Origin of the sequence: Mycobacterium sp. (assembly GCF_035697385.1) — a bacterium.
In the GTDB taxonomy this organism is placed as follows: Bacteria; Actinomycetota; Actinomycetes; order Mycobacteriales; family Mycobacteriaceae; genus Mycobacterium.
This window is the reverse complement of record NZ_DASSCY010000379.1, coordinates 14,827-27,035: the sequence shown is the minus strand read 5'-3', so window position 1 is coordinate 27,035 and position 12,209 is coordinate 14,827. Positions and strand designations below refer to the sequence as shown.

At 65.5% G+C, this 12,209-nt stretch carries 15 protein-coding genes and 1 pseudogene; 10 read left to right on the top strand and 6 right to left on the bottom strand.

What is annotated here, in order from left to right; all coding sequences use genetic code 11:
- Nucleotides 1–265, bottom strand: a pseudogene (locus VFH65_RS31605) (DUF222 domain-containing protein); the annotation flags it as partial.
- Between the two features lie 152 nt (nt 266–417).
- On the opposite strand from VFH65_RS31605, the gene VFH65_RS31600 reads away from it, so the two are divergent.
- The 7 genes from VFH65_RS31600 to VFH65_RS31570 all read left to right on the top strand — a co-directional run bounded on the left by VFH65_RS31600 (nt 418) and on the right by VFH65_RS31570 (nt 6,168).
- Complete coding sequence (locus VFH65_RS31600; RefSeq protein ID WP_353327397.1) at nt 418–1,164, top strand: MerR family transcriptional regulator; 747 nt, start codon at nt 418–420, stop codon at nt 1,162–1,164.
- 254 nt (nt 1,165–1,418) lie between these two features.
- A complete protein-coding gene (locus VFH65_RS31595; RefSeq protein WP_353327395.1) occupies nt 1,419–1,607 on the top strand; it encodes a hypothetical protein in 189 nt (62 codons plus the stop codon).
- Nucleotides 1,608–1,674: 67 nt separating this feature from the next.
- Nucleotides 1,675–2,364, top strand: coding sequence for a haloacid dehalogenase type II (locus VFH65_RS31590; protein ID WP_353327393.1), 690 nt, complete (start codon nt 1,675–1,677; stop codon nt 2,362–2,364).
- Nucleotides 2,365–2,393: 29 nt separating this feature from the next.
- On the top strand, nt 2,394–2,825 hold the full coding sequence (locus VFH65_RS31585; RefSeq protein ID WP_353327391.1) for a PPOX class F420-dependent oxidoreductase: 432 nt from the start codon (nt 2,394–2,396) through the stop codon (nt 2,823–2,825).
- Nucleotides 2,826–2,933: 108 nt separating this feature from the next.
- Nucleotides 2,934–4,154: a PP2C family protein-serine/threonine phosphatase gene (locus VFH65_RS31580; protein ID WP_353327389.1), complete on the top strand. Its 1,221-nt coding sequence runs from the start codon at nt 2,934–2,936 to the stop codon at nt 4,152–4,154.
- On the top strand, nt 4,151–5,728 hold the full coding sequence (locus VFH65_RS31575) for a sensor histidine kinase (RefSeq protein WP_353327388.1): 1,578 nt from the start codon (nt 4,151–4,153) through the stop codon (nt 5,726–5,728). The genes VFH65_RS31580 and VFH65_RS31575 overlap by 4 nt, the downstream gene beginning before the upstream one ends.
- Nucleotides 5,725–6,168, top strand: a complete 444-nt coding sequence (locus tag VFH65_RS31570) for a response regulator (protein ID WP_353327386.1) — start codon at nt 5,725–5,727, stop codon at nt 6,166–6,168. The genes VFH65_RS31575 and VFH65_RS31570 overlap by 4 nt, the downstream gene beginning before the upstream one ends.
- Here the strand turns inward: VFH65_RS31570 and VFH65_RS31565 are convergent.
- Both VFH65_RS31565 and VFH65_RS31560 read right to left on the bottom strand, forming a co-directional pair.
- Nucleotides 6,141–6,617, bottom strand: coding sequence for an ATP-binding protein (locus tag VFH65_RS31565; protein WP_353327384.1), 477 nt, complete (start codon nt 6,615–6,617; stop codon nt 6,141–6,143). The two genes, VFH65_RS31570 and VFH65_RS31565, sit on opposite strands and share 28 nt — an antisense overlap.
- 32 nt (nt 6,618–6,649) lie before the next feature.
- Nucleotides 6,650–7,042 (bottom strand): STAS domain-containing protein, encoded by a 393-nt coding sequence (locus VFH65_RS31560; protein WP_353327382.1) that lies wholly within the window; start codon nt 7,040–7,042, stop codon nt 6,650–6,652.
- Between the two features lie 121 nt (nt 7,043–7,163).
- Between VFH65_RS31560 and VFH65_RS31555 the strand changes: the two genes are divergently transcribed.
- Nucleotides 7,164–7,943, top strand: a complete 780-nt coding sequence (locus VFH65_RS31555; RefSeq protein WP_353327380.1) for a glutaminyl-peptide cyclotransferase — start codon at nt 7,164–7,166, stop codon at nt 7,941–7,943.
- 6 nt (nt 7,944–7,949) lie between these two features.
- On the opposite strand, the gene lipE is transcribed toward VFH65_RS31555, so the two are convergent.
- Together lipE and VFH65_RS31545 are read right to left on the bottom strand one after the other, a co-directional pair.
- The gene (gene lipE, locus VFH65_RS31550) at nt 7,950–9,191 is read right to left on the bottom strand and encodes a lipase LipE (RefSeq protein WP_353327379.1); all 1,242 of its coding nucleotides are present in this window, start codon (nt 9,189–9,191) and stop codon (nt 7,950–7,952) included.
- A complete protein-coding gene (locus VFH65_RS31545) occupies nt 9,188–9,670 on the bottom strand; it encodes a peroxynitrite isomerase (protein ID WP_353327377.1) in 483 nt (160 codons plus the stop codon). Before VFH65_RS31545 ends, lipE begins: the two co-directional genes overlap by 4 nt.
- 42 nt (nt 9,671–9,712) lie before the next feature.
- On the opposite strand from VFH65_RS31545, the gene VFH65_RS31540 reads away from it, so the two are divergent.
- On the top strand, nt 9,713–10,786 hold the full coding sequence (locus VFH65_RS31540; RefSeq protein ID WP_353327375.1) for a dihydrodipicolinate reductase: 1,074 nt from the start codon (nt 9,713–9,715) through the stop codon (nt 10,784–10,786).
- 57 nt (nt 10,787–10,843) lie between these two features.
- On the opposite strand, the gene VFH65_RS31535 is transcribed toward VFH65_RS31540, so the two are convergent.
- Nucleotides 10,844–11,239: a heme-binding protein gene (locus tag VFH65_RS31535; RefSeq protein WP_353327374.1), complete on the bottom strand. Its 396-nt coding sequence runs from the start codon at nt 11,237–11,239 to the stop codon at nt 10,844–10,846.
- Between the two features lie 321 nt (nt 11,240–11,560).
- Here VFH65_RS31535 and VFH65_RS31530 point away from each other — a divergent pair, with 321 nt between their 5' ends.
- Nucleotides 11,561–12,208 carry a nitroreductase family protein gene (locus tag VFH65_RS31530; protein WP_353327372.1) on the top strand — a complete coding sequence of 216 codons (648 nt, stop codon included), beginning with the start codon at nt 11,561–11,563 and terminating at the stop codon, nt 12,206–12,208.
- The last annotated feature ends 1 nt before the right edge of the window (nt 12,209 follow it).

The following is a 12,209-nucleotide window of genomic DNA, read 5'->3' as shown; positions in this document are numbered from 1 at the left end:
GTAGCGCCTGGGCCACCAACAACTGATGCGAAGCCACCCCGGCCGACACATTCTGGGCTGCGCCGATCTCGGCGGCTACTGCGTCCCAGTTGTCCACACACCACTGCTCACGATCAGCGGAGCCGTCGGCGGCCATCCGGGCCTCCAACACATCGGCCATCGCCGACAGGCGGCGCGCGCAGGCGGCGTTTTCCACCCGCGCCCACGCACCCACCGCGCCAGCCCCCCGGGTGGGTTCGGCGGCCGCCACCAACTGATCGAACATACTTTCGAACCTAATCGCATACACCGACCAAAACGACCCGGCCAAACCCAACCTGTGGATAAAAACGCGACTGTGGATAACCCGATGAAGTTGGGCTTGACCTTGCCGTTACGGCAGCTTCTATCGTCGCTGGTAGCACGAGGGAGGTGCCGATGGGTTGGTCGATTCAGCAAGTCGCCCGCATGTCGGGGATCACGGCGCGGACGTTGCGCTATTACGACGAGATCGGACTGCTACGTCCTGATCGCGTCGGCGCCAACGGATACCGCTACTACGAACGTCCGCAGATGCTCCGACTGCAAGAGGTGCTGCTGCTGCGCGATCTCGGTTTGGATCTGGCGACGATCCAAACGGTGGTCGACGCCGAACACGACCCGATCGAGGCGCTGCTCCGTCATCACCGCCGGCTCACCGCAGAACGGGACCGGTTGGACCGGCTCGCGACGACCGTCGCGGTCACCATCGAACATCTCGAGAAAGGAACCGACATGCCCGCCGAAAACCTGTTCAGCGGCTTCGAGTTCAACCGCGAGTACATCGAACGCGAACTCGAACGCACCGGAGAGCCAGAACTCGCCGAGGTGCAGCGCAACACGGCCGACTGGACCAACGAACAGTTCCAGGCGTTCAACGCCGAAGGCATTCAACTCGAACGCCGCCTGCTGGCGCTGCTGCGCGACGGGGTCGCCGCAGACGACGAAGCCACCTTCGCCGTGATCGAGGATGACCTTGCGCTGCAACGCAAGGTGTACGACCCCGACAAAGACAGCTACACCCAACTCGCGCGGGCCATCACCGAACCGTCGGAATGGCGCACGCACCTTGACTCGCTCGATCCACGCCTGGCCGAGTACCTGCGCGACGCGATGCTCGCCTACGCCGACGCGCGAATGACCTAAACAGTCACTTTGCCCGCCGCACTGACCGCACCACCGCGACAGCGACTACCGAAAGGCCAAGTCCAACACCGAATCAGGAGTCGATTCCTGCCAACCGCCGATCAATTGCTGCCATCGGAATTAAACCTCTGAACTGCCTGTTTGAGCTATCAGACCGGCACGAAGAAGTACCAAACCGGCCGATGCAACGTCCGAACCGCGACATTCGCGCCACGGCTCGAACCACCACGACAGAGAAAGAAGAAGGCATCAAAATGAAGAAGTTTGGATTTGCCACCATCGCCGCAAGTGGACTGGCCGCCGCGTTCCTCGGCTTGGCAGGACCCGCCCAGGCTGCCAGCCTCGTCGACGCACCGACCGGCATCGATCATCACCAGTGGGTGCAGGACATCCAGCCCAAGGTGAACGTGCCGATGGTCGACACCACTGTGCGGACCCGCTGAATCACCGCGACCTAGCAAGAGGGGCATCCGAATTCGGATGCCCCTCTTCTCGTCCGATAATCAATGCATGACCGCGGTACCGACCGTTCTTGTGTTCGACGTCAACGAAACGCTCATCGACATCGATTCCCTGGCGCCGCTTTTCGACCAGATACTCGGTGATCCGCACGCGATGCGCGAGTGGTTCGGCCAGCTCGTCATGTACTCCATGACCACGGCGCTGTCGGGATGTTACGTCGATTTCTTCACCCTCGGTCAGGCGACGTTGCAGATGCTGGCGGACATACACGGCGTGCGCATCAACGATGGCGACCTGGACCGCGTGAAGCACGCCATGCTGACGATGCCAGTACACCCCGACGTCTCCGATGGCCTAGAGATATTGCGCGACAATGGTTTCCGACTCGTCACTCTGACGAATTCCCCGCCCAATCCACAAGGCAAGAGCCCGTTGGAACACGCCGGGCTCGCCGGCTTCTTCGAGCGACAGTTCAGTGTCGATGCCCGGCGAACATTCAAACCCGCAGCAGAGGTCTACCACTATGTGTGCGACGAGCTCGCGGTCGAGCCCGGGGAGTGCATGATGGTGGCCGCGCATGTGTGGGACACCATCGGGGCCCAGCGCGCAGGGCTGGAGGGCGCGCTGCTCACTCGGCCCGGCAATGCGCCGCTGAAGGCCGAAGGCTTGCCGCAGCCTACGCTCGTCGCAAGCGACCTCCGCGAGCTCGCCCGACTCATCATCGAACGCACGGAATAGCCCCGATACCGCCGGCAGTTGCCCCCGGCATGACAGCCACACAATTCGACCCGCACGCACTGCTCGCCGAAAGCCAGCTCGGCGTCCTCGCCACCATCAAGTCCAACGGCCTCCCGCAGCTGTCGCCGGTCACGCCGTACTACGACCGCGACGCCGGGGTTATCTACGTATCGATGACCGACGGACGGGCCAAGACGGCGAACCTGCGCCGCGACCCGCGGGCCGTCATCGAAGTGACCAGCTCCGACGGCTGGGCATGGGCCACCGCCGAGGGCACCGTGACACTCACCGGCCCGGGTGCCGATCCTCATGGCCCCGAAGTCGAGGCGCTCGTCGACTACTACCGCAACGCCGCCGGTGAGCATCCCGACTGGGACGAGTACCGGGCGGTGATGGTCTCCGATCGTCGGGTCCTCATGGCGTTGACCGTGGACCACGTGTACGGCGAGAAGATCCGGTGATACCGGGCTGAAGGGTCGCCCATGACTGGGTATTGTCGACTCGTTGTCACTAAAGCAGAAGGTCAGCGCGACCGGGGTGACGTCGCTATATGAAGGACGTGATTACCGATGCGCGCGCCACTAGACCCGCAGTTCCTGCCTGCGCCGAGCTCCGGCGTTGCCCCTACCGCTGGTAGTCACCGGCTGTCGCTGCTACTGGTCGAGGACGACCGCGCCGACGCATTGCTCGTGGAAGAGCTGATCGCAGACGCCGAAGCCGACATCAGCTTCACCTGGGCACAGTCGATCTCCGACGCCGAGCGCGCCCTGGCAGAAACCCGGCCCGACTGCGTCTTGCTCGACCTGAACCTGCCCGACGCGAACGGGATCGACGCCCTGCGCCGCCTCGGCAAGCTCGATTCGACGATCCCGATCATCGTGCTCACCGGCCTCACCGACGAACATTTCGGCGTCTCCGCCGTCGCGTCCGGTGCGCAGGACTACCTGGTCAAGGGCCGCGTCGATCCTGAAATGCTGCGTCGCGCCGTGGTGTATTCCATCGAGCGCAAACGAGCCGAGCTCACCGCCGTCGATCTTCACGCCAGCCGCCTGCGCGCCCGGGAGAACGCACGCCTCGAACGCGGGCTGCTGCCCTCCCCGCTGCTGCTGGACGACCCCGGCGTCGACATCGTCACCGAGTCCCGCCCGAGCCGGCAGAACGCCTTGCTCGGCGGCGACTTCTACGACGTCGTCCAAACCCCAGACCGGACCGTTCACGTGATGATCGGCGACGTCGCCGGCCACGGACCCGACGAGGCCGCCCTCGGTGTGGCACTGCGCATCGGCTGGCGCGCGCTGACCTTCGCAGGCCTGCGCGGCGGCGAGCGGATGCGGCAGCTCGACCGGATTCTGACCACGGAGCGTCCCGGCAGAGGGATTTTCGCGACGCTGCTGAGCGTGGCGCTTGCACCTGACACCGGCCACTTCACCGCGGTCCGGGCCGGGCATCCCGGTCTAATGGTGCACGGCCGCGACACGGTCGAGTGGCTGGAACCGCCCGCCGGGCCCGCGCTCGGTCTTGGCGCCAAAGAGTGGCCCGTGAATCATTTGGAGCTACCCGTTGGACATGGCCTCCTGCTGCTCACCGACGGGTTGTTCGAGGGACATGCCGGACGCGGCGACGAACGTCTCGGTGAAGAAGGATTGCTTCAGTTGGCCCGCTCGCTTGCCGCGCTGCCCGGCCCGGCATTCGTCGGCGCGCTCATCGAACAAGCCGAGAGCCGCGCCCGGATGCACGGTGGCCTCACCGACGACATCGCCATCATCCGCGTGGAGCGATCGGCCAGATGAGACTGACGGTGCAAGGCTGGCAGATTCTCGTGCTGTCAGCCATGGGCGTGTTGGTGCTGACGGGCGCAGTGGCAGGCGCGGTGTTGATGAACCGCACCGACGACGTGTCAGGCGAGCTGACCAACACCATCCAGCCGGCGCGCGTGGCTGCCTACCAATTGCAGGCGGCGCTACGGGACCAGGAAACCGCGGTGCGCGGCTACGCGATCGCCGCCGACCGTCAGTTCCTGCAGCCCTACGACAACGGTCAACGCGCCGAATCGGCTGCGGCCGAGGATATTCGGGCGCATGCGGCCGACCGCCGCGACCTCATCGAGGATCTCGATGCGATCGAACGCGCCGCCGCCACCTGGCGAAGCGCGTACGCCGAACCGCTGATCGCCAGCATCACGCCAGGACGACCGACGGTCGTGGACAGCGGAACGGCAGAGCGAGGAAGGGTCGAATTCGACCGGCTCCGTGAGCTATTCGATGTCCAGAACGAACACCTGACGCAGGCGCGGGAGGCTGGTGTCGAAGAGCTCGGACAGGTCCGCGGGTGGCGTGACCGGGTGCTGGGCGCGATGCTCGTGGTCTTCTTCGCGATGGTGATCCTGCTAGCGGTGCTGGTGCGCAGCTCCGTCACCCGTCCACTGGCGGCGCTGGCGGAGTCATGCAGGCGGATCACCCAGGGAAACTTCGGGGAACGCATTATTCCGCGGGGGCCCAAGGACATTCGGGCCATCGCGGTAGACGTCGAGAACATGCGGCAGCGAATCGTCGACGAACTCGACGCGTCACGGTCGGCCCACGCGGCGCTGGACGAGCAGGCCGAGGAGCTGCGGCGGTCCAACGCCGAACTCGAGCAGTTCGCCTACGTCGCGTCGCACGACCTGCAAGAGCCCCTGCGCAAGGTCACCGCCTTCTGTCAGCTGCTGGAGAAGCGGTATGGTGACAAGCTCGACGAGCGCGGTATCGAATACATCGATTTCGCCGTTGACGGCGCCAAACGCATGCAGGTGCTGATCAACGACCTGCTCACGTTTTCACGCGTCGGGCGGCTCAACGCGACGCACACCGAGGTCGATCTCAACTCGGCGTTGGACACCGCGCTGAGCAACCTTGCCACCGCGATCGAGGAGTCGGGCGCCGAGATCGTGCGCCCGTCGCAGCCGCTTCCCCACGTTGACGGAGATCCGACCCTGCTGGCGATGGTGTGGCAGAACCTCATCGGCAACGCGGTGAAGTTTCGGCGCGACGGTGTTGCGCCGCGAATCGTCATCGACTGCGAAGCGGGCACCGGTGACCACGCCGAGGACTGGGTATTGTCCATGTCGGACAACGGCATCGGCATCGCCGACGAATTCGTCGACAAGGTGTTCATCATTTTCCAGCGGCTGCACGGCCGCGACGTGTACAGCGGGACGGGTATCGGGCTTGCGCTGTGCAAGAAGATCGTCGAGCACCACGGCGGAAACATCTGGATCGACAAGAGCTACACAGACGGGACCCGATTCCGCTTCACACTGCCAGCTACGCCAACCACCGTGCCCAACGAAATACTCGCAGCCATGCCGGAAGGAACAACTGAATGACATCGCCAGAACCTCGCGCGATCGACGTCCTGCTTGTCGAAGACGATGCCGGTGACGAACTCATCACCAGGGAAGCGTTCGAACACAACAAGATCAAGAACACCCTGCACGTCGCGCACGACGGCGAGGAGGGACTCGACTTCCTTTACCGGCGAGGCGTGTTCCAGGATGCGCCGCGACCGGACCTGATTCTGCTCGACCTCAATCTGCCGAAGTATGACGGTCGGCAATTGCTCGAGAAGATCAAGTCCGATCCGGATCTGTGCCACATCCCGGTGGTCGTGCTCACGACGTCATCGGCCGAAGAAGACATCGTGCGCAGCTACAAGCTGCACGCCAACGCGTACGTCACCAAACCCGTCGACCTGGACCAGTTCATGAGCGCGGTTCGGCAGATCGACGAGTTCTTCGTTCAGGTCGTGCGACTCCCGAAATTCTGAGTGGGCGTGCTCGCCGTCGGCAGAACGCCGTTCCACTGCAGGCGCACTTCGGTGCCGGTGGGCGTCGAGTCGAAGGTGGCCCGGTCGGTGAGCGCGTGCATCAACGGGATGCCGCGACCACGCGTGCGCAGCTTGGTGTCCGGATCGGTGCGTCGCCAGGCTCCCTCGTCGGTGACAGTGACCGTCAGGACGGCCGCGGACTCGTCGTAGTCGGCCTGCACATGCATGACGCCGGGCTGCCGGGCTGTCACATAGGCGAATTCGGCCGCATTGGCCAGCGCCTCGTTGACGGCGAGAACCACATCGCTGGCCCTTATCGGATCGAGAGTGAAGTGACCGCGTAACCAGTCCGAGAACTCATGTCGGATCTGTGCGGCGCGTTCCGGAGCGGCGGTGATATCACGCTTCGCGAAGCTTGCGCTACATCCTGACTGCTCTGGCTCTGTCATCTCGTCCGCTGGCTACCCGATTGCGGCCCGTTTTATGTCGTCAGTGCCGTCAGCGCCTCATCGAGCGTGGCATGCAGATCGACGACGTCGGCGATGCCAACCAGTTTGAGTGGTCGGCTGGTGGCGGGACCGTCTGCGACCACGACGAGCCGCACCTCGGGGCTCAGCTCGTCATGCGCGGCCACCAGGACGCCCATTCCGGCCGATGCCAGGAACTCCACCGCGCTCAGGTCGACGATCACCGCAGGCGGAGAGCTCTTGGCTGCCGCGCCGATCGCTTCCTCGAGTTGCGGAGCGGTAAGCATGTCGACGGTCCCAGCCACCGATACCACGCTGATCTCGCCAACTCGGCGTTCTTCGATTGCGCAGCTGGTGGCGGCCGCGGCGCCCCCGCCACCAAGGCCTGGGTCTGGCCGGCTGGTCATGGTTACCTCCGACAGTTCGCGCGCCCGCAGGCGGTCGTCGACGAATTCTAGCGGGGGTTACCGCCGGGTCTCCTTTACCCCCGATGAGGCGAGCGCACACCTTGGCGGGTACAACGCAGATATGCGGATACGAATCGCGAGCGCAACCGTCGTGGCGGTGTCCATCCTGGCGTCGATCATCGGTGCCGCCCCGACCGCGCAGGCCGAACCCGTCCCGGTGGTTGCCCCCGTTGTCCTGGCCGTGATGCCACACGACACCGCCGCATACACCGAGGGCCTCGAACTCGACGGTTCCGCGCTCTACGAGGGCACCGGCCTGGCCGGCCAGTCGCAGCTGCGTGAACTCGACCCGGCCAGCGGCGCCGTGCGCCGGGCGGTCGCGATACCCGACAACTACTTCGGCGAGGGAATTACCGTCGTCGGCGACAGCATCTGGGAGCTGACGTACCGCGATGGTGTCGCCGTCGAATGGGATAAAGCCACCCTGAGCCCGGTACGCGAGGTTCCGTTCACCGGCGAGGGCTGGGGTCTGTGCAGCGACGGTGACCGGCTGATCAGCAGCGAGGGCAGCGCCCGGTTGCGGTTCCTCGACCCGGCGACTCTTGCCGAAACCGGGTCCGTCAACGTCACCCGCGACGGTCAGCCACTGGTCGGGCTCAACGAGCTGGAATGCGTCGACGGACAGGTGTGGGCCAACGTCTGGCCAACCGACACCATCGTCCGGATCAACCCGGCGACGGGAGCGGTGACGGCGGTGGTCGACGCCTCGGGCCTCTGGCGCGACGGCGTCCGCAACGGCGGCCAGGTGCTCAGCGGCATCGCGCACATCAACGGCGACGAGTTCCTGCTGACCGGCAAGAACTGGCCGTCGATGTTCCGGGTCCGCATCGACCCTGCATGATGATCGCTATCCGCTGACGCGAGGAATCTGCGCCGTGATGGTGTCGAGCAGAGCCGGATAACGGTTCGCTTCGCGATGCCGCCCCGGTTTGCCGCTGCTGACCACCGCGGCCGCCAGACCACGCGACGGGTCTGCCCAGACCGCGATGTCGACCAAACCGGTGTGGCCGAACGCGGCAGGTGCGTTGCGCCCGAACGGCCCGAATCGGTTTGAGCCGAGCATGTATCCGGTGCCCCATCGCAGCGGCATCAGCCCGGTGGCGAGATCCGGCCGCAGCCGTCGACACTCGCGCGTCGCGGCGCGCAGCGTCTCCGGCGCCAGCACCCGCACGCCGTCGAGTTCGCCTCCGCGACACAGGATTTCGGCGAAGCGCGACAACTCGTCGGCGGTCGAGACGGTATTCGACGACGGCACCACACCCGTCAGGAATCGGGAGGTGTTGCTGAACGGGATGATCTGGTGCATGGTTCCGCCGACCGCCGTGCGGAACGCCGCGGCGATGGGCGCGGGCAAGGGTTTACCCGTCGCATGGCTCGGAGCGACTAGCGGCACATCCTCTGGTGCCACACCGTAATTCGTCCACCGGAAGCACAGCGGATCGAGGATCTCGGTGGCGAGGATATCGCGGATATTGCAGCCGGTGGCGGCCGAAACGATCTCCCTGACGAGTGGGCCCCAGGTGAGCGCGTGGTAGATGTGCACGAGTCCCGGCCGGTACACCGGCTTGAGCGCACCGAGCATTTCGCGGGCGTATTCGCTGTCGTCCATGCGTTTGAGGTCCGGGCGCGGCCCCGTGGAGAACGGCACGCCCGCGCTGTGCGTCATGACGTGGCGGATCGTGGTGCGGTCCTTGCCGTGGCTCGTGTAACTGGGCAGGTAGTCGCAGACGCGATCGTCGAGCGAGAACGCGCCACGCTCGACGAGCATGTGCACGACCGTCGTGGTGATCGCCTTGGCCGCGGAGTACACGCAGAACGGCGTGTCCGTCGTGACCGGGATTTTCTCGGCGTCCGGCGGATCAAGAGGCCCGTTGCCCCAGCCGTGGCCGATCGCACGGTTGAGAACGACTTTCCCGTTGTGCCGCAGACACACCTGGATCGCGGGGTGCATACCGGCCTGGTACCAGTGGCGCGCGGCCTGCCAGATCCGTTCGACGGATCTCGGGCCGATGCCGGAATGATCCTCTGCCCCCACCGCCGTCACCGCGTCGAGGTCGACAGGCACGCGGATTCTGCCGTCGGCCGTCATGCCTGCCTGCGCAGCGTCGCGGCCAAGTGGTGTTGCAGGGGTTGGCCGACCGCGCCCATCCGCAGCGTGTAGACCAGTTCGTCACCGGCAATGCGGATCGAACGGCCAAGCGCTACAACGTCTTTGGCCGACGCGGTCCGCCCGATCGCCGTCGAGTGCACCTCCATCTCGATCGTCGTCGCGCTGACGGACAGCGTTCCCTCCTCGATCTCCGTGACGCCGGTCGGATGCGCCAGCACCCATTCGACGCGTCCTACCGACGGCACCCGGATATAGCCGGTCTCGGCATGCAGCGGGCGGCCGTCTTCACGGGCCTTCGTCCGCTGGGCATAGCTCAGGAACGGCTTGCCCACGTGAGCGAAGGTGACCTCCTCGAAATAACCGAATGGCTCAATGGTCGGGTATTCGCCCTCGCCATGACCGGCCCAGGTACCCAGCAGGGGAGCGAGGACAGTGACGTCGGGATGGAGATCGGGCACGTTCGTCAGGGTACGACGCCGGGCCGCGGGTACATTTCGGCGATGCGCAGCTCGCCATATCGCGTGATCCAGTGGGGCACCGGCACGATCGGCGCCGAGATGATCACGACGATCCTCGACCGCCGGTCGGGCCTCGAATTGGTCGGCGTGAAGGTCTATTCCGAAGCGAAGGACGGCGTCGACGCCGGGGCCCTCGTCGGTCGCGATCCTGTCGGGGTCACTGCCACCATCGACGTGGACCGGATTCTGGCTCTCGATGCCGAATGCGTCGTCTACACCCCGCGCATCGCCAGCATCGACGAGGTCTGCGCGATTCTGGCCAGCGGTAAGAACGTCGTCACCACCGCGTTCCTTTTCCATCCGAACCGGATCGCGACCGCCGACCGCGATCGGCTGCTTGCCGCATGCGAAGCCGGCAGAACCACCGTGCACGGCGGCGGCCTCAACCCAGGAAACCTCTCCGGTGTCCTGCCGCTGGCGCTGTCCGGAATGTCGAGGACCATCGAGAAGATCACCTTGCAGGAGCGCGCCGACTGGTCGGTGTATGAAAGCACCGGCATCACCTTCGACAACATGGCCTTCGGCCAGCCCGTCGAGCAGATCAGCCCGACGGCCAGTGAATTCCTGGCATTCAATAGTGCGATCTTCACCGAACAGGTGTGGTTGTTGGCCGATGCGCTCAACGCCGGCATCGACGAGGTCACCGCATCGGTGGAAGCCGTTGCGGCCCAACAGGATCACCAGATCTTCGACCACTTGCTGCCTGCCGGGACCACCGCGGGTCAACGGTGGAACTGGGTGGGCCGACGCAATGGTGAGCCGCTGATCGAGATTGAGACGCTGTGGACCGTCGGCGGCGAATACCCTGCGCACTGGCCCAAGCCCCAGCACGGCTGGACGCTGACCATCGAAGGCGATCCGTCGATGCGAGCGCACTTCATGTCGCTCGCCAGCTTCAGCCGGGCCGCCACCATGGAGGAGCATGTCAGGGCCGCGAGCATCGCGACCGGCATGCAGGTCCTCAACGCGGTACCCGCGGTGTGTGACGCTCCGCCCGGATTCGCCACGATGGCGTCGCTGCCGCTCATCCGCAGCGGGTTCGGGTTCGGTGCGTAAACGACAAACCCGCCGCCGCAGCGCAGTGCTGCAGCGGCGGGTCGTTGTGCACCGAGATCAGCCGGCCATGAACGTGGCGTAGGCCGACGCCAGGTCCGGCGGCAGCACAGTCACGTTGCACTGGCTCTGCACGTCACCGATCGGCGCGAGGATGCCGCGCAGGTCGTAGTACTCCTGCGGGTTGGCGGTGAAGTAGCCGCGCAGATTGGCCTCTGCCTGCGGACGCGGCTGGCCCATCGCGGCCGTGACCGCCTGGTTGGCGCCGGGGTGGCCGGCCAGATAGGCGCGTGCCGAGCCGGTCACCGAGCTGACGGTGCCTGCCACTCGGTCGGCGCTGCAATCGGGCGCCGCAGCCGCGGTTGGCGCGGCGATGGTTGCTGCAGCAATGCCCCCGAGCAGACCGGCACAGACACCGGCGGCGGTTCGGCGCGCAGTGATACCCGTGTATTTCATGATTTCTTTTTCCTTCAGATCGCGAATTGGTCGCTTACTTCCCCCACCCGAAATCCAAGGTAACCGAAGCCAACCACCTGCAAACCCGGCCTCGGGACCGCTAACGGCGGCTGCCGCCCGGCGTTACACCGCAGCGCCGTGATGTTGGCCTCAAACAGTCCGAAATCGGTAAGCGTGCGACCAGAGTGATGTCCGGAGATTGAAAGCTCTCAGAATTTGCCCGCATGTCTTAATTGATCGTGATTTGCATAGTGACCGGATTGTTATCCGGCGGGGCGCAGTAGGTTCTCCCGGGAGGACGAATCACAGAAAGGGTTGGCTATGCCGGGAGCGACCAGTGACGTCTGGGAGGCGATGTCGACCGCGCGCACGATGCGGCGCTTCACCGACGAGCCGGTCGACGACGCCACCCTCGAGCGGTGCCTGCAAGCGGCGACCTGGGCGCCGTCGGGAGCCAATGCACAAGCCTGGCGGTTCATCGTGCTGCGCTCTGCCGAGCAGCGGGCCGTGGTGGCCAAGGCCGCTGCGCAGGCGCTGGAGGTGATCGAGCCGGTCTACGGGATGACCCGGCCTGCCGCCGACGACGACAGCCGTCGAGCCCGCTCCAACCGGGCGACATACGAATTGCACGACCGGGCCGGCGAGTTCACCTCCGTCCTGTTCACCCAGAAGCGTTTCCCGACGGCCTCAGAGCTGCTGCTCGGCGGCTCGATCTTCCCGGCGATGCAGAACTTTCTGCTGGCCGCGCGTGCCCAGGGCCTCGGCGCATGCCTGACCAGCTGGGGCTCCTACGGCGGCGAGCAGCTGCTGCGTGACGCCGTGGGCGTGCCAGAGGATTGGATGATCGCCGGACACGTCGTGGTGGGCTGGCCGAAGGGCAAGCACGGCCCCGTCCGCCGGCGCCCGCTCGCCGAGGTTGTCAACGCCGACCATTGGGATCAGCCGTTCCGTCAGCAAGAGAAGAGGTAGC